General features: G+C 67.7%; 17 protein-coding genes and 2 pseudogenes. 11 read left to right on the top strand and 8 right to left on the bottom strand.

Annotation, left to right across the window (positions count from 1 at the left end; translation table 11 throughout):
• The first annotated feature begins 85 nt into the window (after positions 1 to 85).
• The 3 genes and pseudogenes from gcvT to CJ022_RS01285 all read left to right on the top strand — a co-directional run bounded on the left by gcvT (position 86) and on the right by CJ022_RS01285 (position 3085).
• On the top strand, positions 86 to 1183 hold the full coding sequence (gene gcvT, locus CJ022_RS01275) for a glycine cleavage system aminomethyltransferase GcvT (protein ID WP_101924895.1): 1098 nt from the start codon (positions 86 to 88) through the stop codon (positions 1181 to 1183).
• Positions 1184 to 1250: 67 nt separating this feature from the next.
• Complete coding sequence (gcvH, locus tag CJ022_RS01280) at positions 1251 to 1646, top strand: glycine cleavage system protein GcvH (RefSeq protein WP_101924896.1); 396 nt, start codon at positions 1251 to 1253, stop codon at positions 1644 to 1646.
• A gap of 957 nt (positions 1647 to 2603) precedes the next feature.
• Positions 2604 to 3085 (top strand): annotated as a pseudogene (locus CJ022_RS01285) (histone).
• 246 nt (positions 3086 to 3331) lie between these two features.
• Here the strand turns inward: CJ022_RS01285 and CJ022_RS01290 are convergent.
• Positions 3332 to 4753: a serine hydrolase domain-containing protein gene (locus CJ022_RS01290; protein WP_101924897.1), complete on the bottom strand. Its 1422-nt coding sequence runs from the start codon at positions 4751 to 4753 to the stop codon at positions 3332 to 3334.
• A gap of 78 nt (positions 4754 to 4831) precedes the next feature.
• Between CJ022_RS01290 and CJ022_RS01295 the strand changes: the two genes are divergently transcribed.
• The 3 genes from CJ022_RS01295 (at position 4832) to CJ022_RS01305 (ending at position 8460) form a co-directional block, all read left to right on the top strand.
• The gene (locus CJ022_RS01295; protein WP_101924898.1) at positions 4832 to 5434 is read left to right on the top strand and encodes a LemA family protein; all 603 of its coding nucleotides are present in this window, start codon (positions 4832 to 4834) and stop codon (positions 5432 to 5434) included.
• A gap of 161 nt (positions 5435 to 5595) precedes the next feature.
• Positions 5596 to 7488: a M48 family metallopeptidase gene (locus tag CJ022_RS01300; RefSeq protein ID WP_101924899.1), complete on the top strand. Its 1893-nt coding sequence runs from the start codon at positions 5596 to 5598 to the stop codon at positions 7486 to 7488.
• Between the two features lie 78 nt (positions 7489 to 7566).
• The gene (locus tag CJ022_RS01305) at positions 7567 to 8460 is read left to right on the top strand and encodes a DMT family transporter (protein ID WP_101924900.1); all 894 of its coding nucleotides are present in this window, start codon (positions 7567 to 7569) and stop codon (positions 8458 to 8460) included.
• A 24-nt stretch (positions 8461 to 8484) separates the two neighbouring features.
• On the opposite strand, the gene CJ022_RS01310 is transcribed toward CJ022_RS01305, so the two are convergent.
• Positions 8485 to 10089, bottom strand: coding sequence for a GMC family oxidoreductase (locus CJ022_RS01310; protein WP_101924901.1), 1605 nt, complete (start codon positions 10087 to 10089; stop codon positions 8485 to 8487).
• A 115-nt stretch (positions 10090 to 10204) separates the two neighbouring features.
• On the opposite strand from CJ022_RS01310, the gene CJ022_RS01315 reads away from it, so the two are divergent.
• On the top strand, positions 10205 to 11584 hold the full coding sequence (locus CJ022_RS01315) for an NTP/NDP exchange transporter (protein WP_101924902.1): 1380 nt from the start codon (positions 10205 to 10207) through the stop codon (positions 11582 to 11584).
• Positions 11568 to 12704, top strand: a complete 1137-nt coding sequence (locus CJ022_RS01320) for an NAD-dependent epimerase/dehydratase family protein (RefSeq protein ID WP_143703851.1) — start codon at positions 11568 to 11570, stop codon at positions 12702 to 12704. Before CJ022_RS01315 ends, CJ022_RS01320 begins: the two co-directional genes overlap by 17 nt.
• An 82-nt stretch (positions 12705 to 12786) precedes the next feature.
• Here the strand turns inward: CJ022_RS01320 and CJ022_RS01325 are convergent, their stop codons facing one another.
• From CJ022_RS01325 to CJ022_RS01335, 3 genes are all read right to left on the bottom strand, one after another.
• Positions 12787 to 13179, bottom strand: coding sequence for a hypothetical protein (locus CJ022_RS01325; RefSeq protein WP_101924903.1), 393 nt, complete (start codon positions 13177 to 13179; stop codon positions 12787 to 12789).
• Positions 13176 to 13655, bottom strand: coding sequence for a hotdog fold domain-containing protein (locus CJ022_RS01330; RefSeq protein ID WP_101924904.1), 480 nt, complete (start codon positions 13653 to 13655; stop codon positions 13176 to 13178). The genes CJ022_RS01325 and CJ022_RS01330 overlap by 4 nt, the downstream gene beginning before the upstream one ends.
• Positions 13656 to 13726: 71 nt before the next feature.
• Positions 13727 to 16204, bottom strand: coding sequence for an acyl-CoA dehydrogenase (locus tag CJ022_RS01335; protein ID WP_101924905.1), 2478 nt, complete (start codon positions 16202 to 16204; stop codon positions 13727 to 13729).
• Positions 16205 to 16404: 200 nt separating this feature from the next.
• Here CJ022_RS01335 and CJ022_RS01340 point away from each other — a divergent pair, with 200 nt between their 5' ends.
• Complete coding sequence (locus CJ022_RS01340; protein WP_101924906.1) at positions 16405 to 17022, top strand: TetR/AcrR family transcriptional regulator; 618 nt, start codon at positions 16405 to 16407, stop codon at positions 17020 to 17022.
• A 379-nt stretch (positions 17023 to 17401) separates the two neighbouring features.
• Here CJ022_RS01340 and CJ022_RS01345 read toward each other — a convergent pair.
• The 3 genes and pseudogenes from CJ022_RS01345 to hslO form a co-directional block, all read right to left on the bottom strand.
• Positions 17402 to 20246 (bottom strand): annotated as a pseudogene (locus CJ022_RS01345) (TonB-dependent receptor domain-containing protein).
• A 481-nt stretch (positions 20247 to 20727) separates the two neighbouring features.
• Positions 20728 to 21585: an XOO1806 family protein gene (locus CJ022_RS01350; protein ID WP_101924907.1), complete on the bottom strand. Its 858-nt coding sequence runs from the start codon at positions 21583 to 21585 to the stop codon at positions 20728 to 20730.
• Positions 21586 to 21694: 109 nt separating this feature from the next.
• A complete protein-coding gene (gene hslO, locus CJ022_RS01355) occupies positions 21695 to 22600 on the bottom strand; it encodes an Hsp33 family molecular chaperone HslO (protein ID WP_101924908.1) in 906 nt (301 codons plus the stop codon).
• A 137-nt stretch (positions 22601 to 22737) separates the two neighbouring features.
• On the opposite strand from hslO, the gene mtgA reads away from it, so the two are divergent.
• A complete protein-coding gene (mtgA, locus tag CJ022_RS01360; RefSeq protein WP_101924909.1) occupies positions 22738 to 23457 on the top strand; it encodes a monofunctional biosynthetic peptidoglycan transglycosylase in 720 nt (239 codons plus the stop codon).
• Complete coding sequence (locus CJ022_RS01365) at positions 23454 to 24521, top strand: glycosyltransferase family 2 protein (RefSeq protein WP_233198542.1); 1068 nt, start codon at positions 23454 to 23456, stop codon at positions 24519 to 24521. The genes mtgA and CJ022_RS01365 overlap by 4 nt, the downstream gene beginning before the upstream one ends.
• Positions 24522 to 24645 lie beyond the last annotated feature (124 nt).

The following is a 24645-nucleotide window of genomic DNA, read 5'->3' on the forward strand; positions in this document are numbered from 1 at the left end:
CGGTCGAAGCCGCGCCGGTCGCGGAACCAAGGGCGCCGGCCGGCGCTCTGCGATAATGCCGGCTTTCCGACAACGAGCCGGCGCAATGACCCAGAAGACGATCCTCAACGCAGCGCACCGTGCGCTTGGTGCCCGCATGGTCGATTTCGGCGGCTGGGACATGCCGCTGAGCTACGGCTCGCAGATCGAGGAGCACCACCAGATCCGCCGCGAGGCCGGCATGTTCGACGTCAGCCACATGACCGTCGTCGACCTGCGCGGTGCGCGCGTGCGCGATTTCCTGCGGCAGTTGGTCGCCAATTCGGTCGACAAGCTCAAGGCCCCGGGCAAGGCGCTCTACACCTGCATGCTGACCCCCGAGGGCGGCATCATCGACGACCTGATCGTCTACTTCATGGGCGAGGAATTCTTCCGCCTGATCGTCAACGCCGCGACCCGCGACAAGGATCTCGCGTGGATCCAGTCGCAGGCGCAGGCGTTCGATGTCGACGTCAGCGAGCGGCCGGAACTGGCGATGATCGCGGTGCAGGGGCCGGTGGCGCGCGAGCGCGTCGCCGGTCTGCTCGACGGCGAGGCGGGAGCGCGCATCACCAAGCTGGGCCGCTTCGCTGCGGCCGAACTCGCCGGCACCGCGTACGGTGACCTGTTCGTCGCGCGCACCGGCTACACCGGCGAGGACGGCTTCGAGATCGTCGTGCATCCGGATCACGCGGTCGCGCTGTGGGACGCACTGCTGGCCGCCGGCGTACAACCCGCGGGTCTCGGCGCGCGCGACACGCTGCGCCTGGAAGCCGGCCTCAATCTCTACGGCCAGGACATGGACGACACCACGTCACCCTACGAAGCCGCGCTCGGCTGGACCGTCGCCCTCGACGAAGGCCGCGCGTTCAACGGCCGTGCGCTGCTCGAGTCGCAGGCCGCGGGCGCACCGCGACAGATGATCGGACTGGTGATGGACGACAAGGGCGTGCTGCGCCACGGCCAGACCGTCGTCAGCGCGAACGGCGACGGCGAGATCCTGTCGGGCACGTTCTCGCCGACGCTCGGCAAGGCCATCGCATTCGCGCGCGTGCCGGCGGGCGATCCGGGCGATGTCGCCGTCGACATCCGCGGCCGCCAGGTGCCGGTGCGGGTGGTCAAGTTCCCGTTCGTCCGCAACGGCCGGGCGGCCGACGGCATCTGATGCAAGCCGCATGGCTTGGTTACACTAGCGCCACTTCCCCGACCGCACGTTTTTCCCGGAGCCGACAATGAGCGAAATCCCTGGCGACCTGAAGTTCATGAAGTCCCACGAGTGGGCCCGCGTCGAAGGTGACGGCAAGGTCACCGTCGGCATTTCCGACCATGCCCAGGGGCTGCTCGGCGACCTGGTCTACGTCGAGCTGCCGGCCGTCGGCGACAGCATCCAGGCGGGCAATGCCTGCGCCGTGGTCGAATCGGTCAAGGCCGCGTCGGACGTCTACGCGCCGGTGACCGGCACGATCACCGCGGTCAACGAAGCGCTGGCCGACAAGCCCGAAACGATCAACGAGGACGCGTACGGCGAGGGCTGGCTGTTCGTCGTCGAGATCGACGAACCCGACCAGCTCAACGACATGCTGGCGCCCGACGATTACGCCGAGCTGCTGGACGGCGAAGAGGACTGACCGGCGGCGTCCGGACCCACGGGTCCGGCGCGGTCGCCGACGGCGCGCATCGCAGGATGCGCGCCGTTTTCGTTTGCGGCATCCGGACGGTCGGATGTCGCACGAACGATGGCGGGCACGGCGACACGCATCGCCACGGTCGGAGGACGGCGGGCGACACCCGCACCGGATGCGCACGTGCATGCACGCGATGCACCTGCGATTCCACGACGCGCGAGGTGCCGGCGCGTGCCGGGCGCGTCGTCGTCGACCGGTGCGTCGCCGACGATGTCGATCGGAAAAGTGCCGCGCACTTTCGCGCAAAACCCTGCTGGCGGGCAGCAAATGTCGCCGACGTTCGCGGGCGACGTTTACGTGGCGGACGGCGCGGTGATGTTTTTTTCACCAGCGTCCGGTTCGTGCATGCGGCGCCGTGGAACTCCGCCCGCACGCGAAGCCTTGCACATGAAGTGCCTTGATTTATGCGTTTTCGTTTCCTGGCCTCGCGCGCATCGGAGTGCGTGCGTGCGATCGCTTTCGACACGGTGCGCGGCAGTGGCGATGGACGACGCGCCACACTGGTGTTTGGTGCCCGCAGATTTTTTTGCGGAAGTGTTGACAGTGGAAAAAACCGTGATTAGGTTTCGCGGCAACAGACGGTTGCCGCAGAAGCGAGTGAGTCGAACCCAATACAACAGGCGCAGCACAACTCGGACCTCCGCCAGCGGCATCACAAGGTGGGACCGGGCATCGTCTCCGCCAGGAAAGTTCCAGGTCGTTCGATCCGACATCCGCGCCGACCGCCCGGTGCGGATGTTTTTGTATCCACGGGAGGGTGCCGGACGACCGGCGACCCGTCCGACGAATCCGATCCGATGCGCGGTGCGCGTCGGCGGTTGCAGGTGGGTCCGATACCCGCTTGCCGCTTGAGTACTGGGCAGCTGTACATGCAAGTCCACTGACGAGGAGAGCCATCTCATGGCCACGAAGAAAGCTGCAAAGAAAGCCCCCGCCAAAAAGGCGGCGAAGAAAACCGCACGCAAGTCCGCTGCCAAGAAGGCCGTGTCCAAGGTCAAGAAGGCAGTGAAGAAGGCAGCGAAGAAGGTCGCCAAGGTCGCGAAGAAGAGCCCGGCCAAGAAGACCAGCAAGAAGGTCGCGAAAAAGAAGGTTGCCAAGAAGTCCGCAACCAAGAAGACCGCGAAGAAGGCCACCAAGAAGGTCGCGAAGAAGAAGGTCGCCAAGAAGTCGGCAGCCAAGAAGACCGCGAAGAAGGCCACCAAGAAGGTCGCGAAGAAGAAGGTCGCCAAGAAGTCGGCAACCAAGAAGACCGCGAAGAAGGCCACCAAGAAGGGACGGCGAAAAAGGCCACCAAGAAGGTCGGCGCCAAGAAGACCACCAAGCGCACCAGCAAGAAGGCCGCCCCGGTCGTGATCCCCACGACCCCGACGCCGCTGATCTGATCGACCGCCAGGTCGCTCACTGAAAGCTCTTCCTCCGCGTGCCCAGGCGGAGGAGGAGTTTTTTTTTGGGTGCGTCACGGCTGCGCCGGGTACGGGCAGGGCATCAAGGAACGCGTGGTGCGGTACCCGACGTCAGCGCGAGCCCGACGCGCACGCGGCGACGGACCCGCATGGGTACTCCCGTTCAACGGAATGGTGGCGACGGTCCGCCGGTGCGTCAGTGCGCCCCGACGGTGTGCCGGAAACTCAGTGCGGCGTGGCGTTGGCGCGCGTCGACGCGGTCCCGCCGGTGCCCGGCTGCGACTGCGACTGCGTGCGTTGCGCGTGCAGCACTTCGAGATTCGGATCGACGTCGAGCCAGCGCTGCGGCGGCAGGCCGATCGCGCGGTCGAGTATCGTCGGCATCAGGCCCGAGGGCAGATTGCTCTCGCTGTTCCACAGCACCACGATGCCGAGATCGCGCTCGGGCATCATCGCCATCAGGCCGCGGTAGCCCTGCACGGCGCCGCCGTGGAAGACGACGCGGTGGCCCGAGTAATCAAAGACGCGCCAGCCCAGGCCGTAGCCGGCCGCATCGAGCCGGTCGCGACGCCACGAGGTGTTGCGCATTTCCGGCGGCGTGCCGACGATCGGCGCCTGCAGCGTCGCGAGCAGCGGCGCCGGCAGCACGTCGGGACGATGGCCGCCCTGCGCGATCAGCCACTGCGCCATGTCGCTGATGCTGGCGTTGACGCCGGCGGCGGGTGCCAGACGGTAATAGGTCGGCTTGGGCATCAGCGAATGCCAGCCACCGCCGGCGCGCACGTGCGGCTTGGCCCAGCGGGCGCTGGCCTGGATGCCGTCGAGGCCGTAGCTCGCATCGTTCATGCCGAGCGGCTTGAAGATCCGGCGCGACACCGCCTCGCTGTAGAACTGGCCCGAGGTCGCGAACACGACGTCGCTGATCAGGCTGAAGGCGACGTTCTGATAGGCGTAGCAGTGGCCGGGCTGACAGGTCATCGGCGCGGCCGAGAGGCGCTGCACCAGGCTGTGGTAATCGGCGTTGCCTTCGATGTCGCGATCGTAGGTGTTGCGGCCGAGACCGACCCGGTGGCTCAGCACGTCGGCGACGGTGAGCTGTTGCGCGGCCAGCGGATCGGAGAAGCGCAGCGACGGCATGTAGTCGACGACGCGGCTGTCCCAGCGCAGGGCGCCTTCGGACACCAGGATGCCGGTGATCGTGCCGGCGAACGCCTTCGACAGCGAGGCCAGGCGGAACACCGTGTGCGCGTCGACCGGCTCGGCCGACTTGACGTCGGTGATGCCGTAGCCGCGCGCGCTGAGCACCTGGCCGTCGTGGACGATCGCCATTGCGAGGCCGGGCACACGCTGGTTGGCGACGAGATCCTGGGCCATCGCTTCGAACAGGGCCACGTCGAAGGTGCTGGCCAGCGGAACGGGCCGGGTGACCGGCTGCATCGGCGCCGGCTTGACGGCGTCCTCGCGGGTGACGATCGCGGGACGTTCGACCAGCGGCACGACGGATTCGATCGCGTCGTCGTCGCTTTCACCGGGCGTCGTGGCGACGGAAGGGAGGCTCTGCGCCGCCGAGCCGAGCGCGGCGGGCAACAGCAGGCCGATGAGTCCGAGTCGGGCGACATGCCGGCGGACTGGATGTCGGCTTTTCATCGGGCCTGCCCCTGTATGCTCTGACTGGGGCCGATGATAGCGCCTGAATTCCGGTTTGCATGAACAAGAGGAGCTTTGATGGGTAGCTTGCTGATCCTGCTGGTAATTGTGGGAATCGTCGTGGCGTTCGGGCTGTGGGCGGTGGGCATCTACAACGGCCTGGTCACGGCACGCAACGCATTCAAAAACGCCTTCGCCCAGATCGACGTGCAGCTGCAGCGCCGGTTCGACCTGATCCCGAACCTGGTCGAGGCGGTCAAGGGCTACATGTCGCACGAGCGCGAGACGCTCGAAGCGGTGACCCAGGCGCGCAACCTGGCGCAGGCGGGACTGTCGGCGGCGAAGGCCGATCCCGGCGACCCCGCGGCGATGGCCCAGCTGTCCGAATCGCAGGGCATGCTCAACAGCGCGCTCGGGCGTCTGCTGGCGGTGTCGGAGGCCTACCCGGACCTCAAGGCCAACCAGAACATGATGCAGCTCACCGAAGAGCTGACCAGCACCGAGAACAAGGTCGCGTTCGCGCGCCAGGCCTACAACGATTCGGTCATGGCCTACAACAACCGCCGCGAGGTCTTTCCCTCGAGCGTCGTCGCCGGCATGTTCAACTTCAAGGAAGCGGCGCTGCTCGACATTCCGGCCGACCGGGCCGAGGTCCGCGAAGCGCCGAAGGTCTCGTTCTGATCCGCGCCGGACGCTGAGGGCGTGCGCATGCGCGATCGTCCCGCGCGCCGGTATCGGGCCGTCATCGACGGTTCGTGTGCCGCTGCCGATGCCGTGACGGCGCCTTGCGACGACACCGGCGTGCACGACGCGGCGCCATCGACCCGGCCCGTCACGCGCGCATGAACTTCTTCGAACGCCAGGCCCAGGCGCGGCGCAACACGACCCGGCTGGTCGTGCTGTTCGCCCTCGCCGTCGCCGGCATCGTGCTGGCGGTCAACGTCGCGATCCTGCTGTTCGTCGGCTTCCGGCCCGGCCTGCTGGTGGCGGCGTCGGTGATCACGATCGGCGTCGTCGGCATCGGCTCGCTGTTCCGCATCTCGACGCTGCGCAGCGGGGGCGAGCCGGTCGCCCAGCAACTCGGCGGCGTCGCGGTACCCGAGGACACGACCGACCTGCCGCTGCGGCGGCTGCGCAACGTGGTCGAGGAAATGGCGATCGCCTCCGGCGTGCCGGTGCCGAAGATCTACGTGCTCGAGCACGAGGCCGGCATCAACGCGTTCGCCGCCGGGTATTCGGCGTCCGATGCCGTCGTCACGGTCACGCGCGGCGCGCTCGACCGGCTCAACCGCGACGAACTGCAGGGCGTGGTCGCACACGAGTTCAGCCACATCCTCAACGGCGACATGCGCCTCAACATCCGCCTGATGGGCGTGCTGTTCGGCATCCTGATGATCGGGCTGATTGGTCGCAAGATCCTGTTCTTCAGCCGCGGCTCGCGCAACAGCGCGGCGCTGGCGATCCTCGGCGCGGCGCTGGCGGCGATCGTCGTCGGCGGGCTCGGCCTGTTCTTCGGCCGCATGATCAAGGCCGGCGTCAGCCGGTCGCGCGAAGTGCTGGCCGATGCGTCGGCGGTGCAGTTCACGCGCCAGACCGCCGGGCTCGCCGGCGCGCTGAAGAAGATCGGCGGCGTGGATGGCGGGTCGCGGCTCAGCCAGCGCGACGATGCCGAGGAAGTCAGCCACATGCTGTTCGGCGACGGTCTCGGGCTCAGCGGGATGTTCGCCACGCATCCGCCGCTGCTCAAACGCATCCAGGCGCTGGAGCCCGGTTTCCGTCCCGAGCAGCTCGAACGCCTGCAGGCCCGGTGGCTGGCGTCGCCGCCCGATGGTCTGCAGGAGGACGTGCAGCTCGGCCTGGTCGCAACCGATGCGCTGCCGCAAACCGACCGCCGGCTCGCGGTGACGCCGCCGATGGTGGCGTCGCAGGTCGCGCGTCCGCTCGACGACGATTACACGCGCGCACACGCGCTGGTCTCGGCGATCGGCGAGGACCTGCACGCGGTCGCCACGCACCGGGAGGCAGCGATGCCGCTGCTGCTCGGCCTGCTGCTCGATACCGCGCCCGCGGTGCTGGAGAAGCAGCGTTTCGAGATCGCCGCGCGGCTCGGCAATGCCGCGGCGACCGAGGCCCTGCATCTGCGCGACATCCATCTCGCGTCGCTGCATCCGATGCTGCGGCTACCGTTGGCCGCGATGGCCTTTCCGGTGCTGCGCCGGCGCCCGCGTCCGGATCTCGCCGCCTTCCTCGACACGGTGCACGCGGTGTCGCATGCCGACGACCGGCTGTCGCTGTTCGAATACTGTCTGGGCCGCCTGCTCGACGTGCAGCTGCGCGAGTCGCTGGATCCCGGCCGGCATGCGCAGTTCGGCCGGCGCAAGCCCGGCAACGTCAAGCAGGAGTTCGCGACGCTGCTGGCCGTCGTCGCCCAGGCCGGCAACCCGGACGATCCGGCGGCGGCGCAGCGCGCCTATCTCGCCGGCATGCAGCGCGTGCTGCCGCGCGACCACGTGCCGTTTGCGCCGCCGCGCGCGGGTGTGCAGGCGCTCGATGCGGTGTGGGAGCCGCTCGACGCGCTCGACCCGCTGGCCAAGCAGGTCATGGTCGAGGCGATCACCGCGGCGGTCAGCCACGACGGCGAAGTCAGCGTGGCCGAATCGGAACTGCTGCGCACGATCTGCGGCGTGCTGCACTGCCCGCTGCCGCCGACGCTGGAGCAGTTGCCTCGCGCCTGATGCCGCTGCGCCGAATGTCGCAGTGACACCGCGGCCGCCCGCGGCGACGATGCGGTGAACCCACTGCGGTCTTCCGTCATGCGCGAGCCATCGCCATCTGCCAACTCGAACGGGGCGATGCTCGGCATCGTGTTCGTCGTCGTCTGGTGCACGGGCTACATCGCCGGCAAGCTGATGGTCGCTCATGCGGCGCCGCTGACCGCGCTGGTCTGGCGCTTCGGACTGGCGGCGCTGGTGTTCGCGGCGCTCGCGCTGGCGGCGCGGGTCGACTGGGGCGATCGCCGCGCGCGCCTGCACAGCGCGGCGACGGGCGTGCTGATGCTCGCGCTGCAGTTCGGCGGCGTGTATCTCGCGTTCGACTGGGGCGCGAGCGCGGGCGTCGCGGCGCTGGTCATCGGCACGATGCCGCTGCTGGTCGCGGCGCTGTCGGTCGCGACCGCGCAGGAGCGGCTGCGATGGTCGCAATGGGGCGGGCTGCTGCTCGGACTGGCTGGCGTAGCGCTGGTGGTCGCCGACCGCATCGACGGGACGACGACGTGGCCGGCGTGGATCGCATTGATCGCGGGCCTGCTCGGGATCTCGTTCGGCACGCTGTACCAGAAGCGGTTCGCGTCGCGCGGGGATCTGCGCGCCGGCCTGGCGATGCAGAACGCCGCGGCGACGCTGGTGCTGCTGCCCGGCGCGTGGTGGCTGGAAGGTGTCCGCTTCGAACATGCGGCCGGCTTCTACCAGCCGATGCTGTGGACCGTGCTGGTCAATTCGATCGGCGGCTTCGCCCTGCTGTACGTGCTGATCCGTCGCGGTGCGGCGACGCGCGTCGCGGCCCTGTTCTTCCTGATGCCGCCGGTGACCGCGGTCTTCGGCGTCTGGGTACTCGACGAACACCTGACCGCGTGGAAGCTCGCCGGCTTCGCACTGGCGACGCTCGGCGTGTGGCTGGTCACGCGTCGCGGCGTGCTGTCGCCCGCCTGACTGCGGAGTCTCCGGGACGGCGGATCAGCGCCGCCCGCGAATCAGGTCCGCCGCACGCTCGGCGATCATCGTCACCGGTGCATTCGTATTGCCGCCGGGCAGCGCGGGCATGACCGACGCATCGACGACGCGCAGGCCCTCGACGCCATGCACGCGCAGCTGCGGATCCACGACCGACAGCGCATCGGTGCCCATGCGGCAACTGCCGGCCGGGTGGTAGACCGATTCGGCGCGCGCGCGGACGAAGCGTGCGATCTCCTGGGGCGACAGATTGTCCGCCTCCGGTTGGATGGCCGCGCCGCGGACGTCGTCGAAGGCGGGCTGCGCGAGGACGTCGCGCGAGAGCCGGGCGCACTCGACCATGCGGGCGAAGTCGATCCCCGCGTCGTCGCCGAGATAGTTGGCTTCGATCCGCGGCGCATCGCTGACGCGGTTGCTGACCAGGGTGATCCGGCCGCGGCTGTGCGGGCGCAGGAAGCAGGCGTGCAGGGTGTAGCCATCGCCCGGCAGGCGGCGCCGGCCGTGATCGTCGAGCAGCGCGGGCACGAAATGGAACTGGATGTCGGCGCGCGCGTCGGTCGCCAGCGGCGAGCGCACGAAGCCGCCAGCCTCGGCCAGGTTGCTGGTGCCGGGGCCCCTGCGTCCCTGCAGGTAGTACCGCCAGGCGACGGCGGCATCGCTGACGCGGTCGTAGCTGATGCGCTGGGTCGACTGGCGCAGCGTGCAGATGTCGAGATGGTCCTGCAGGTTGCGGCCGACGCCGGGCAGGTCGTGGACCACGCCGATGCGCTGGCGGCGGAGATCGTCGGCCGCGCCGATGCCCGACAGCAGCAACAGCTGCGGGGAATTGATCGCGCCTCCGCACAGCAGCACCTCGCGCGTCGCCGGCTGGTGGAACGCGCCGCGCGCCGTCGCATAGACGACGCCGGTCGCACGGCCGTGTTCGAAGGTGACCCGGCTCGCCAGCGCGCCGGTCTGCACGGTGAGGTTGGGACGCGGCCGCGCCGGATCGAGGTAAGCCACCGCGGCCGAGCATCGCGCGCCGTCGCGCTGGGTGACCTGGTACAGGCCGACGCCGAGCTGGTCCGGACCATTGAAGTCGTCGTTGACCGCGAAGCCCGCCTGCCGGCCGGCCTCGACGAAGCGCTGGGACAGCGGGTTGACGTGGCGCAGGTCCGACACCGTCAGTGGCCCGTCGGCGCCGTGCAGGGCATCGCCGCCGCGCGTATTGCCCTCGCTGCGTTTGAAGTAGGGCAGCACGTCCTGCCAGCCCCAGCCCGTGGCGCCGGCGGTGGCCCAGTCGTCGTAATCCCGGGGAACGCCGCGCGTGTAGCACATCGCGTTGATCGAGCTCGAGCCGCCCAGCACCTTGCCGCGTGGCCACCACAGCGTGCGGTTGTCGAGCTGCGGTTCGGGCGCGGTGTCGTAGTTCCAGTTGATGTCGCGGCGCCGGACCAGCTTCGCCAGACCCGCCGGCATGTGGATGAAGGGATGGCGGTCGCGCGGGCCGGCTTCGAGCAGCAGCACGCGCACGTCCGGATCCTCGCTCAGGCGATGCGCGAGGACGCAGCCGGCGGAACCGGCGCCGACGATGACGTAGTCGTAGACGGGAGCGGGAGAGGCGGGCATCGCGGGACCGGGTCGGACGGGACATAGAGCATAGGCGCGTCGCCGGCCGCGCGGTGGCGGGAATGACGGGCATCGGCTACCGTGCGCGTCGATCCCGCCCGCCTTCGTGTGGCCCATGACGCAACAGGCTTCCGGCGCGAGACCGCGCCGCGCGCTCGGCCAGTTCCGGGACGCGCTCGGTGCGTCGCCGCCGCTGTGGTGGGCGCTGCTGTATTTCTTCAGCCTGCTGTGCGGCTACTACGTGCTGCGCCCGGTGCGCGATGCGATGGGTGCGTCGTCGGATGCGTCGGCGGTGTTTCCGACCTTCCTGCTCGACTGGGCTTCGGCGCGGGGCATCGCGCTCGGCGACTTCACCCTGCAGGCGCTCTTCAGCGCCACGTTCGTGGTGATGCTGCTGCTGCAGCCGCTGTACGGCGCGCTGGTCTCGCGCTTTCCGCGCCGGGTCTTCCTGCCGGTGGTGTATCTGGTCTTCATCGTCTGCCTGCTGGGCTTCCGCTGGGCGTTCGACACCGACCTGTCGGGCCGCGGCGCCCTGTTCTTCGTCTGGATCGCGGTCTTCAACCTGTTCGCGGTGACCGTGTTCTGGAGCTTCATGGCCGACGTGTTCGACAACGAACACGCCAAGCGCTACTACGGCTACATCGGCGCGGGCGGCACGATCGGCGCCTTCGTCGGGCCGTTCATCACGACGATGCTGGTCGGCCGGATCGGCGTGGCGAACCTGACGCTGGTGTCGGTCGGGTTCCTGTGCGTGTGCCTGCTGTGCATCCTCAAGCTGCGCAGCTGGGCGCGGCGCAAAGAGGCGGCGCGCGCCGAGCAGGGCGAGCAGGCGATCGGCGGCTCGATCTGGGCCGGCCTGAAACTTATCGCTGCCGATCCGCTGCTGCGCGGTCTGGCGATGTTGATGTTCTTCGGCGTCGGCGTCGGCACGCTGCTCTACAACGAGCAGGCCGCGATCGTCCGGCAGTACTACCCGACCGCCGAGGCCGCGACGCGCTACTACTCGATCATCGACTGGGCGGTCGCGAGCCTGACGATCCTGGTGCAGCTGCTGCTGACGCGCTGGCTGCTGCGCCGCTACGGCGTGGCACCGTTGCTGCTGCTGCCGGCAGTGGCGATCCTGATCGGTTTCTCGCTGCTGTCCGCCTCGCCGCTGCCGCTGCTGATCGCGACGGTGCAGGTGATGACCCGCGCCAGCGAGTTCTCCCTGGCCAAGCCGGCGCGCGAGACGCTCTACACCCGGGTCAACCGCGAATCGCGCTACAAGGCCAAGGCGGTCATCGACACCGCGGTGTACCGCGGCGGTGACGTGACCTTCGTCTGGGTGCACAAGGCGCTGGCGGTGCTGGGGTCGCAGCTGGTGTTCGTGGCCGGCATCGGCATCGCGCTGGGCATGACCTTCGGCGCATGGCGGGTGATCCGTGCCGAGCGCAGGCTGCCGGAACAGCCGGCACCTGCCCGGCCTCCGGAGCACAGTCATGGCAAGCCGTCGTGAGTTCCTCGCCCACAGCCTGACCGCGGCGACGTTCGCCGCGCTGCCGGCCGCCGTCTTCGCATCGATCGGGCGCGCTACGCGTCCGCTGAAACTCCTGGTCCTCGGCGGCACCGGTTTCCTCGGTCCGCACTTCGTCGAATGCGCGCATGCACGCGGGCACACGCTGACCCTGTTCAACCGCGGCCGCAGCAATCCGGCGCGCTTCGACGGCACCCCGCTGGCCGGTATCGAGCAACTGCGCGGCGACCGCAAGGACGACCTCGCCGCGCTCGAAGGCGACCGCCGCTGGGACGCCGTGCTTGACACCTCGGCGTACTTTCCCGACGACGTCGCGCGCAGCGCGTCGCTGCTGGCGGACCGCGTGGGGCACTACCAGCTCATCTCGTCGATCTCGGTCTATGCCCGCAACGACATCGTCAATGACGAGGACAGTCCGCTGGCGACGCTGGACGACCCCACCACGCGCACGATCACCGGAGCGACCTACGGCGGGCTCAAGGCCGCCTGCGAGCGCGCCGCGCAACGCGCCTTGCCGGACCGCACGTCGGTCGTGCGACCGGGGCTGATCGTCGGCCCCGGCGACAGCACGGACCGTTTTACCTGGTGGCCCGCTCGCGCGGACCGCGGCGGCGAGATCGCGGCGCCCGGCGCACCGGACGATCCGACCCAGTGCATCGACGTCCGCGATCTCGCCGCGTTCCTGCTGCAGCTGATCGAACAGGACGCGACCGGCGTGTTCAACGCGGACTCGGCGCCCGGCACGCTCGACATGGGACGGTTGCTCGAGAGCTGCGTGCGTCAAGCGAAGGCCACGGGCGGCGCGCCGGATGCGCGCCTGACCTGGCTGCCTGCGGAGTTCCTCGACGCGCAGGGCGTCGAGGCGTGGTCGGACATGCCGGTGTGGATCGCGCCGGAGGGCGAGTACGCCGGCTTCGGCCGGACCCGCGTCGATCGCGCGCAGGCCGCCGGGCTCACCCATCGCCCGATCGACGACACGGTGCGCGACACGCTGGCCTGGTGGCGCGCCCAGCCGGCCGACCGCCGCGCTGCGCCGAAGGCGGGGCTGACGCCGCAACGCGAGGCCGAGGTGCTGGCTGCCTGGCACGCACGCAGCGCCTGACGCTGCGTCTGTAGACGCGCGCTTGCGCGCGATGGGCCTTCAAGCGGCGCGCCATCGCGCGGGGTGCGCTCACCGCCGGAGCTCAGCCCACCACGGCCGCGGTGAACAGCATCGCGCCGACCAGGAACGCCGCGCTCAACATGTGCACCCGCGGATGGTGGACGCGCAGCCAGACGAACTGGAGCACAAGCCGCAGCCACCAGAAGCCCGCCATGCCTGCGAGCACGACCTGCCCCAGCCGCGTAGCGGCGAGCTCGGCCGGCATCACGAAGCAGAGCAGGGCAACCGCGCCGAACACCCACACCAGCTGCGCATTCGCGATCTGCACGATCGCGCGATTGGGCCGCGTGGTCGCGGCCAGGCTGCGCGGCCAGTCGAAGAGCCGCCAGAACGCGAGATGGAACAGCGCGAACGCCGCGCTGTGCACGCCGCAGGCGACGATCAGCCAGTCGACGCCGGGCGCGTCCACGGTCATCCGGGACGCGCGCCCCGCGGCGACACCCACATCGCGATCTCCGCGCGGAACACCGCTTCGCCCGCGTCGTTGCGGATCACCACGCACACCGGCAGCGCATAGCCCGTCTCCGCAACGGTCGGTGCGAACGCAGGGGTCGCGGTGGCGTGCAGGGTGCCGGTGGCCTTGGCCAGGTACTCGACCGTCATGCCCTTCGGAATCCAGCGCATCGACGCGGGAATGTTGACGTCGGTGGTCAGGCCGCCGATCAGTTCGGCGAGGTTGCACAGGGCGATCGCATGCACCGTGCCGATGTGGTTGGTCACCGCGCGGCGGTGGCGCATCGTCGCCTCGCCATGGCCCGCGCGCAGCGCGGTGATGCGCGGCGCGATGCTGGCGAAGTACGGCGCCTTGCGACAGACGAGGACGCCGAACAGCCAGGCGCCGCCCGGCCAGCGGATCATCCGGTTGCGAAACGACAGCAGCGGCGCGGTCATGGTGTACTCCACTGCGGACACGACAACGGCGGGACTGGCCCGCCGTTGCCGGTGTCACGTCGCCACTGGCGTCAGGCCGCTTCGCGCGACTCGCCGCTCTGCTGCGCCGGCGCACGGTAGCCTGCCGAGCGCAGCGCTTCGGTGTCGAAATCGTCGACCGTGATCGCGTCGAGCGTGATCGCGCGCAGCTCCACCAGCTGGGCGTGCTCTTCGGCCGTGATGTGGCCTTCGCGCATCGCTTCCTCGAGCTGGGCGTCGTAATCCAGCGCCTCGATGCCCTTGCTCTTCATCGCCTTGAGGAACTTGCGCTCCACCGGTTCGGCGGCGATCGCCTTCGCCAGGTAGCTGTCGATGCGGCCACCCGGATTGTTCTCGCACGGCGTCAGGAACACGCCGTCGCCCAGGCGCGCACGGGCTTCGTTCGGCGCCATCAGCAGCGCCGCGACGCGATGGCCCAGACGGTCGCCGGGCGCTTCGGCGCGACGGCCCCACGGGAAGATCAACGCCCACATCAGCCAGCCGACCGGGCGGATGGGGAAGTTGCGCAGCGCCGCCGACAGCGCGAGTTCGATCTTGTGCACGCTGTCGTGGAAGGCCCACGCGAGCAGCGGCTGGTCGGCCTGCGGCGCGCCTTCGTCGTGGTAGCGCTTGAGCATCGCACTGGTCATGTAGATGTGGCTCAGCACGTCGCCCAGGCGACCCGACAGCGATTCCTTGAACTTCAGCTTGCCGCCGAGCATCAGCATCGACACGTCCGCCATGAGCGCGAGATTGGCGGAGTAACGGTCCAGCTTGCGGAAGTAACGACGGGTGTAGGCGTCGCCGGGTGCCGCACCGATCTTGGCGCCGGTGATGCCGAACCAGATCGACCGCACCGCATTGGAGATGGCGAAGCCGATGTGGCCGAACAGGCTGCGGTCGAAGTCCTCGAGCCCGCGCTGCGTGTCCGGATCCTGCGCCGCCTTCATTTCCTTCATGACCCACGGATGGCACAGGATCGCGCCCTGTCCGAAGATCAGCAGGCTGCGCGTCATGATGTTCGCGCCCTCGACCGTGATCGCGATCGGCGCCGCCTGCCAGCTGCGGCCGGCGAAGTTCTTCGGGCCGAGGATGATGCCCTTGCCGCCGATGACGTCCATGACGTCGCTGATGACTTCGCGGCTCATCGAGGTGCAGTGGTACTTGGCGATCGCCGACGGCACCGAGGGCACGTCGCCACGATCGACCGCCGCCGCGGTGGCCTGCGACAGCGCGCTGATCGCGTAGGCCTTGCCGCCGATGCGTGCCAGCGCTTCCTCGACGCCTTCGAAGCGACCGACCGACAGGCCGAACTGCTTGCGGATGCGCGCATACGCACCGGTGACGACCGCGCCGTACTTGGCGCCGCCGCTGGCGGTGGAGGGCAGGGTGATCGAACGGCCGATCGCCAGGCACTCGTTGAGCATGTTCCAGCCCTTGCCGGCCATCTCGGGCCCGCCGACCAGCTGGCTCAGCGGAATGAAGACGTCGCGGCCGTGGATCGGGCCGTTCTGGAACGGCGAATTCAGCGGGAAATGACGGCGGCCGACGTCGACGCCGGGCGTCTCGCGCGGCAGCAGCGCCAGGGTGATGCCGATGTCTTCCTTGTCGCCGAGCAGCTGGTCGGGGTCGTACATGCGGAAGGCCAGGCCGATCAGCGTCGCGACCGGCGCCAGCGTGATGTAGCGCTTGTCGAACGTGAGGCGGATGCCGAGCACGTTGGCGCCGTTCCACTCGCCCTTGCAGACGATGCCGTAGTCGGGAATCGACGTGGCGTCGGAGCCGGCGAACGGGCCGGTCAGGCCGAAGCACGGGACTTCCTCGCCGACGGCCAGGCGCGGCAGGTAGTAGTCCTTCTGCTCCTGTGTGCCGTAGTGGTTCAGCAGCTCGCCCGGGCCGAGCGAGTTGGGCACGCCGACGGTCGAGCTGACCACGCTCGAGACCGACGACAGCTTCTGGATGACCTTGTGGTGCGCCAGCGCGGAGAAGCCCAGGCCGCCGTACGACTTCGGCACGATCATCCCGAAGAACTTGTTGCGCTTGATGTAATCCCACAGCTCGGGCGGCAGATCCGCGTGGACGTGGGTGATCTCCCAGTCGTTGGTCATGCGGCACAGCGCTTCGACCGGTCCGTCGAGGAAGGCCTGCTCTTCGGCCGTCAGGGTCGGCTTCGGCTGGTCGAGCAGCTTGTTCCAGTCCGGATCGCCGGTGAACAGCTCGCCTTCAAAGCCGACCGAGCCGGTTTCCAGCGCGATGCGCTCGGTCTGCGACAGCGGCGGCAGCACCTTGCGGAAAAACGTCAGCAGCGGCGCGGTGACCAGCGACTTGCGGACCGGTGCGATCAGCAGCGGCACCGCGATCGCGGCGACGAGCAGCGCTGCGATCAGGGTCGCGGTGCCGTTGGCGCCCAGCAGCCAGCAGGCGACCAGCAGGGTGACGGTCAGCGCCGCCCAGTAGGCGAGACGCAGGCGATGGTAGGCGGCGAATGCGCCCGCCAGCAGAAACGCGAGAAACGGAATCGCGACGCTCATGATCAGCTCCGACAGTCGGCATGGCAGTAGAACGGTGACCGGCGCGCCGACAGGCAGGCCGGTCGGCATGCAGGAGGTCCCGCAGCCTGACCGTACGGTCGAGTATGGTGGCCGTCCCGGTCGATGTCAATGCTGCCCGAGGCCACGTGTCGGACACGTCGAACCTGTCGCCCCGGCGGGCGTATGGCTAGACTGTCGCGATGACCAATGCCGTTCCCAAGCGCGCCGCGGCGGCGCCCAAGACCGCCGTTCCCGCCGTGCGCCAGGCCCGCCTCAGTGCCGAGGACTGGGCCCAGGCCGCCCTCGACCTGATCGCCGAGTCCGGCGTGCAGGCCGTCGCCGTCGAACCGCTGGCGCGTCGCCTGGGCGTGACCAAGGGCAGTTTCTACTGGCATTTCCCGTCGCGCGACGCCCTCCTGCAGGCTGCGCTGGAGCGCTGGGAGAGCGTGGAGCAGGAGGCCCTGTTCGGCGCCCTGGAGAAGATGCCCGATCCCCGCGAACGCCTGCGGGCGCTGTTCCAGGTCGTGGCCCACGAGTACAAATCGCACGTGATCTACAGCGCGCTGCTGAAGGCGCAGGACCACGCGACCGTGCAGCCGGTCATCGAGCGCGTGTCGAAGCGACGTCTCGACTATCTCACCGCCTCGTTCCGCCAGGCCGGACTCGGCCGCGAGGCCGCCCAGCACCGCGCGCGGCTGACCTATACCGCTTACGTCGGCTTCCTGCAGCTCAATCTGCAGCTGCAACAGGCACGGATGCAGCAGGAAGAATTCGACGCCTACGTCGAGCATCTGGCGCAGACGCTGGTGCCGGTCTGATTCTTACGTACGCGCGCATGACGAACGCGGCCTAAGGAAGTCTGTCCGTCGGATTCGTGGGTGCGGAAGGGCGGATGGCCATCTATGGCACTGTCGATCGGCGAAATTCCCGAGCTTTGCGTGCTCTCACCACTACTCGTGCCATGCGGTCGAGGAGTCTCGAAGAGTCTGCACATCGCGACAACCATGTGCCGCGTTCGGCCATCGCATCTGTGAGTGGGAAAGAGCTTGTCGCCTCGAAGATCAATATGAGAACGCGCGCTGATCCACGCATCCGACGTTTGCGGTACGCGTCGGATTCAACGCAGGGCGGCGGCTCATCACCTACAAAAAACTACGGCCCCTTGCGGGGCCGTAGTGGCATTTCACACTAGCAACATCAGAAGCGCTGCACGTACTCCATGTACATGAAGCGACCCGGGACGTCGTACTGCGGATCGAACGAGTTAGCGAACGTCGTGTAAGAGGTTGGTCACACCCGCCTTGACCGTGCCGTTCCAAGGCAGGTTATAGCGCACCTGTGCGTCGTGATAGGTCGTTGCGCCGAGCTTGTTGCGAGGCGCGGGACCGGTCGCGATCCGGCGATCGGGATCCGAGCACACGGAAGGCCCGAACGCACAGGGCTCAGTCAGGCTGGAGAAATAGCGGCTGCTGAACGTGGCGCCGAAGTCACCCAACTGCCAGTCGAGCGACACGTTGCCACGCAGGCGCCAGTACGGATCGCGGTCCAGGTAACGGCCCGTGAACTGCTCGACTTCCGAGGCGGCAGTGGTCTGCTGCTCATACTTGGACACATACGAGGTGTCGACGCTGATCCCGAAGCTGCCGTAATCCGTTTCCGGCATGCGATAGCTGACGTTGAAATCGTAACCTTCTACGTTGACCACGCTGAGATTCTGCGGGGTCAAAGCGATATTGCCGATCTGGAAATCTTCAGTGCGACGCGTGATCAGGTCGCAGAGGGCCTGATCACCCGCGGCATAGCACTGCTCGACAATAAACGCCGTGGGAAGCGTGGTGATCGCGTTCTCGATCTCGATGCTCCACCAGTCCAAAGACAGATTCAGTCCGTCGATGAAGGAGGGGCTGAATACCAAACCCAAAGTCTTGCTGACCGATTCCTCGGGGCCCACATCGGGGTTGCCGCCGACCTGGAACGGATAGAGCGTCTGGCCGTCGTATCCGAAGCCCGCATTGGTCTGCTGGATGAAGCCGTCAGGCGCTCCCGCCGCCGCGCAATTAGCCGCAATGACTGCGGTCCGGCCGGAGAAGTCTTCCGAGCAGATGTCACCGAAGCTGATGAAAGAATCGCTTTGGCCGCCGAAGAGTGTCGAAATCGGCGGAGCGCGGAAGCCCTCCGCCCAGTTGCCGCGCACCAGCAGCGATTCAACAGGCTTCCACTTGAAGCCGGCCTTGCTGTTGGTGGTATCGCCGAAGTTGCTGTAGTCGGAGTAACGCGACGCCAGACTGAACTCGAGGAGATCGGCGCCAGTCACATCAGCAAGCACCGGGATCAACAGTTCGGCGTAAATTTCGTCGAGGTCGTAGGCTCCCGAGGTCGGCTGACGGGAGTTGCCCGACGTGAAGCCGGCAGCGACGAATGCGTCCGGACGATCGAAGCCACTTTCCTTACGGGATTCGACACCCGCTGCAAAACCCATCATGCCACCCGGCAGTTCAACGATCTCGCCGCTGAGGTTGGCGGTGAACGACTCGCTGCGGCCCTGGAACGCGTCTTGCGCCGTGAACAGCAGGTAGTCAAGCATTTCCTGAGTCACGCCGCCAGCCGGCGACAGCGGATTGAACGGAACGCAACCGTCGATAATGTTCCCACCGGGCGCGTCGACGCAGACGACCTGTCCGTCGCGGAGTTCGGACGGGCCGACGCCGGCACGCACGTTCAGGACGTTCACGTCACCGATCTGCGCGTCTTCCTGATCGGACTTGTTGAAGTTGTAACCCATGTCCCAGTTGAAGAACCGATCTGCGAATTCGAAGTTGCCTTCGATGCCCGCATAGACGTGGAACGTCTTGACATTCTGCTGATAGACGCGGTCCTGCTCGGTCAGGCGATGGCTCCACGCGACGTCACGGCCGTCCCCGCCATACAAGGTGTTGTAGGGGTTGTAGTAGCTGTCGCCACTCATGAAGTCGTTGTTGCTGACACCACCGTTGAGCGGGAAACCGGCCAGCTGCTGCTCAGAGCGGCGCTCGTTGTACAGCGCGTCCGCGACAAAGCTCAGATTGTCGGTGATCTCGTGCCGGCCCTTCATGTACAGCGACGTGCGCGTCTGCGGAGTCAACAAATAGTTGTCGGCCGCGAAGTTATACGCATCCTGGCCCGCGTCGAACGGCTGGAACGCACCCAGAGCGTAGCGCGGATCGTCGCTCGGACCCGTTCCGGGGGCACCCGGACGAACCACGATGGAATTGCTTCCGGCGCCGCCGACGTTGTCTGGATCCACGCCGTTGTTCCAGATGCGACCGTTGCTGCTGAAACCGCTGAAGCCTACCGGGTCGCGCCGGAAAGACGGGACGCGGGAAATCTCACGGTCACCGGCACTCACCGCCTTTTCTTCAACCCGAGACAGGCTGATGACGACATTGCTGCGCTCGCTGCCGGTGCCCAACGTCGCTTCGACCGCAGCGCGCTCGCCGTCGCCTTCACTGAACTGACCGTAGTAAACGCGCGCTTCTGCGCCCTCGTAGTCGCTACGGGTGATGATGTTGACAACGCCCGCGATGGCATCAGAGCCATAGATCGAGGAAGCGCCGTCTTTCAGTACTTCGATGCGCTCGATCATCGCCGATGGGATGGTGTTGAGGTCGACCGAGCCGCCCAATCCCTGGACCCATCGACGTCCATCGACGAGTACCAGGGTACGCGAGGCCCCCAGGTTACGCAGCGAGACGGTGGACGAACCATCGCCGCCGTTGTTGAACGTGCGATTGATGTTGGAGCCGTTGGCCGAGATGCGCTGCAGCACTTCTGCAACCGAGGTCAGACCCTGCTTTTCGATTGCAGCACGATCCAACACGAGCACGGGCTGCGAAGATTCAGCATCCACAGAACGGATGCGCGAGCCTGTCACCTCGATACGGTCAAGCGTGGTCGCTTCCTGTTCGCTCTGGGCAAATGCGGCACCCGTGCCTGCCGCACTGGTGGCACCTACAACGAGCGCGAACGTGATCGCGTCGCGCAGTTTGGTGGTCTTGAACGTCATCGTCTCTCTCTCCAAGTGAGTCTCGGGATTACCCCATAAGAACCGGCCGACTGGATCAAATTGATCGCCAAATTCGGCAAGGTCGGGTCGATACTAGACCGATCGAGAAAGAAATTAAAGTGTCGTTAAGGCGGAATCGTGTTCACAAGAGTGAACGATCCGTAGGGGCCAGGAAGGAGGTTGTTATCGCTACGATGCGCTTGCGTCTTAGTCCCACGCCGCGACACCAGCGAGACCATCTCGCAGAAGGCAACGACTGGTGACCTGACCGCTTACGCCCGCGTCGTTTACAGCGAACGCGCTTCGGAGATGGTCAGCACTGCACACACGGGGGGCAAGCGTTGCAAGACACGCGATTGCCGGGTGAGCAGCCAGTGACGCGACAAAATCGCTAACCGCGATGTTTCACGCATCGGCGAGCTGTGGCGATTTCCCGCCTACGCGAACGCGAACTCGAGGGCTTCACAGCCTCAAGTCGACCTCAAAGATCCTGCTGGTACCGGATATAAGGCACGGCACCGTCATCATCGGGCGTGTCGGTCATCTTCGAGAACGGGTTTTTCCCGCGGGTGATCACGTTGTCGGCGCCGACCGTGAGCTGGCCGCTCCATGGAGTGCGCCAGCTGACGCCGAGGCCGAGGCCTTCCCATTTCGGCAGACCCGGGGTGTCGACCACCTGGCCGACGATGTCGACGCTCAGGCGACGATAGCCGCCACCGAGGGTGACGCTGCGGCTGGTCCACTGGTCGCTGAGATCCGCAGGCGCGCTGGCCGACGGGATCAGTGTGGCCTTGGCTACGGTACCGGCGAGCGACACGTAGGCGTCGTCCCCGATTTCCTTGCGGGCGAAGACGGTCAGGTCGTGCACGTCGACATCGCCGGCAGAGGCGGCGCGAGACGGACTCAACCACGCCGGCAGCGACTCGCGGCTTTCGCCGAGTGTCATGCCGACGCCACCGCCCGGACGGCTGAAGGCGGCGGACGCGGCCGCGCGACGGTTGCCCGGCGCGTTGTCACCGAGCGCCGCGAGCTGGCAGTTGCGGGCCAGATTGCTGACCGCGCCGTTGAAGCTGCTGCCCGGGCTGCACCACAGCGCCAGCGAGCTTCCGGACTCGAGGCCGAATGCGGCATCGAGGCGGTTGTCGCCGAAGCGCCAGCGGGCGCCCGACTGGTTGGCAGCGGCCGGTTCCAGCAGGAGAAATGCCTCGACCTTGCCGCTGTTGGAATCGAGCACCGGCAGAAACGTCTGCCCACCGCGCTTTTCCTGCGCGTGCGCGCCCGTTGCCGCTGCGAGAGCGAGAGTGCAGGCCGCCAACAGTCGAGTGAGACGAAATGACATGGTCTTAACGTTGACCTGATGGTCCGAAGGGAAGTTCCCCACTTTCCCGGAAATCGACTCTAGGGCATTTATGTTTATTTAACAATCCTGGCGCAACGTCCGGATGGCCCTATTGCAGGCGCTCCGGCGCATCGAGCGGGGTGGACGGAAGCGAGAGAAGCGTCTCGATCTCCGCCGGTGTGAACCGGTAGGACTGTCCACAGAACTCGCAAATGATCCTGGCCTCCCCGTCGATGACCGCAGCGCGCGCCTCCTCGGCGCCCAGCGAGAGCAGCATGCCTTCCACGCGTTCACGCGAGCACGAACAGGCGAAAGACAGCGGCTTCTCCCCCAGCACCTGCGGTGCATCGTCCGGAAACAGACGCGCCAGCAGGGTCTCGGCGGGCCATTCGAGCAACTCGCTCGTCGACAACGTGTCAAACAGGATGCCGGCGCGGTTCCAACCGTCGTCGTCGCCTTCATCGCCGGGCAACTTCTGCAGCATCAGGCCCGCGGCATGCGTGCCGTCCGCCACCAGCAGCACGCGCGTGGGCAGCTGTTCCGACTGGCGGAAGTAATCCTCGAACGCACCCGACAGCGACTCCGAGGCCAGCGACACCAAACCCTGGTAGCGCATCGGGTCGCGCCCCTTCGAGGGATTCTCGATGGTCAGCGCCAGCACCGCGTCGTCACCGAGTGCGCGCAGGTCGCGCGACATCGTCGGGGCGTCGTCCTCGTCGTAGCGCGCGATGCCGCGGATCGTGCCGGCGGCCGTGCATTCGGCGAACAGGGTCCGCAGCGGGCCGGACGCGCGCAGCTGGACCGACAGCCGCCCATCGACCTTCGCGTGGCCGGTGAACAGCGCCGCCGCGGCACTCGCTTCGCCGAGCAGTTCCTGGATCTGGGCCGGATACGGGCCGCGTCCATTGATGTGCTGCCAGGTCTCACGCAGATGGACGCGCACGCCACGCACGCCGGCGTTCTGGAGCAGGAAGCGGGTCAGGCGGTCGCTGTCGGGCGGAGTGGGATCGGTCATGGGGGCTCGAAGAGGGGCGAGGAGTGTGGCGGCGATTGGCGGCGCAGAAGTCCGCCGATACAGTGACGCCATGAAAGCATTGCGTGGCACCACCATGGGGGCGCGTCCGACCTCCCGCAAGACGTCGGGCCGGGCCGATGGATGAGTCGTCGCGCCCGCGACGGCGCCGCTGGCTGCGGCGTCTGCTGTGGTTGCCGCTCGTCCTCGTGCTGATCACGGTGCTGCAGGTGCTGGCCCTGCGCGTCATCGATCCGCCGTTCTCGACCGTGATGGCGCTTCGCCAGATCGAAGCGTGGGCGGGGTCCGAAGCCGGGTTCGAGCTGTACTACCAGTGGCGCGATCTGAACCAGATCGCGCCGAGCCTGCCGGTCGCGGTGATCGCCGCCGAGGACCAGAACTTCGCCCGCCACCGCGGCTTCGACCTCGATGCGATCGAACGCGCGCGCGCGCACAACGCGCAGGGCGGGTCGGTACGCGGCGCGAGCACGATCAGCCAGCAGACCGCGAAGAACCTGTTCCTGTGGAGCGGCCGCAGCTGGGTACGCAAGGGGCTCGAAGCCTGGTACACGCTGCTGATCGAACTGTTGTGGCCCAAGACCCGGATCCTCGAGGTCTACGTCAATATCGCCGAGTTCGGAGACGGCATCTACGGCGCCCAGGCGGCGGCGAAGCGCCACTTCGGCCGGGACGCGTCGCAACTGACCAATGCCCAGAGCGCGCGGTTGGGAGCCGTGCTGCCGAACCCGCGTCGCTACGACGCGGCGAAGCCTGGCCCCTACGTGCAGCGCCGCGCGCGCTGGATCGAACGCAATGCGCGCCAGATCGGCGGCCCCGGTTACGTGGAGGCGCTGGAGTGAGCATCGAGTGCCCGGCTGCGCCGGATGACCGGGCGCGGCTGACCATCCTCGTCGCGGCCTTCGACGAAGCCCAGTCCCTGCCGCATCTGCATCCGCGGATCGCGACGGTGATGACCGCGCTGGCGGCGGACGGGGTCGAAACGCGCGTGCTCTATGTCGACGACGGCAGCGGCGACGGAACCTGGCCGCTGCTGCAGGCACTGGCCGCGGCCGATCCGCGGGTCGCGCTGCTGCGCCTGTCACGCAATTTCGGCAAGGAAGCGGCGTTGACCGCGGGCCTGGATGCCATCGAGCACGGGGCGGCGATGATTCTCGATGCCGACGGGCAGGATCCGCCGGAGCTGATCCCCGAGTTCGTCGCGAAATGGCGCGCGGGCTACGACGATGTCCACGGCACGCGCGTCAGCCGGGACGGCGAAGGCTGGACCAAGAAGGCCACGGCGCATGTCTTCTATCGCGTCATCCAGCGACTGGCGAAGACTCCGGTGCCGGCCGATACCGGCGATTACCGCTTGCTGTCGCCGCGCGCGCTGGCGGCGCTGCGCCAGCTGCGCGAGCGGCATCGATTCATGAAGGGCCTGTTCGGCTGGGTCGGGTTCAATCGCGTCGCGGTGCCCTACCAGCGCGAGGCCCGGCTCGCGGGGACGACGAAGTTCGGGTTCTGGCGACTGTGGAATTTCGCGATCGACGGCGTCACCAGCTTTTCGACGGCGCCGCTGCGGCTGGCGACCTATGTCGGCGTCGTCACCGCCTGCGCGGCGTTCGGGTTCGCGCTGTGGATCGTCGGCAAGGCATTGGCCTTCGGGGATCCGGTCGCCGGCTGGCCCACGATGATGTCGGTGATCCTGTTCCTCGGCGGGGTGCAACTGGTCGCGCTCGGCGTCATCGGCGAATACCTCGGTCGACTGTACGAGGAATCGAAGCAGCGGCCGCTGTATCTGGTCCGCGACTGGGTGCCGGCCACGGATGGGGCCGCGCCGATCGCCACGGCTGATGAAGTCGGGCGTTCCGGTTTCCAGCGTGTCGCGAACGAGTCCGATGCCGTGGGCGCTGGACGCGGCTGAAACGAGACCCAGCGGGCCCGCCAAACGATCCACGAAACGCCGGCGTTGAACGCGTACAGGCGCCGCTCCTCTGGCGCGAGCTTCGCACATGCGATGCGCTCGGGCCCCGTCATGCACGCTCTCG

The sequence above is a fragment of the Luteimonas rhizosphaerae genome (genome assembly GCF_002849595.1).
Classification (GTDB): Bacteria; Pseudomonadota; Gammaproteobacteria; order Xanthomonadales; family Xanthomonadaceae; genus Luteimonas; species Luteimonas cellulosilyticus.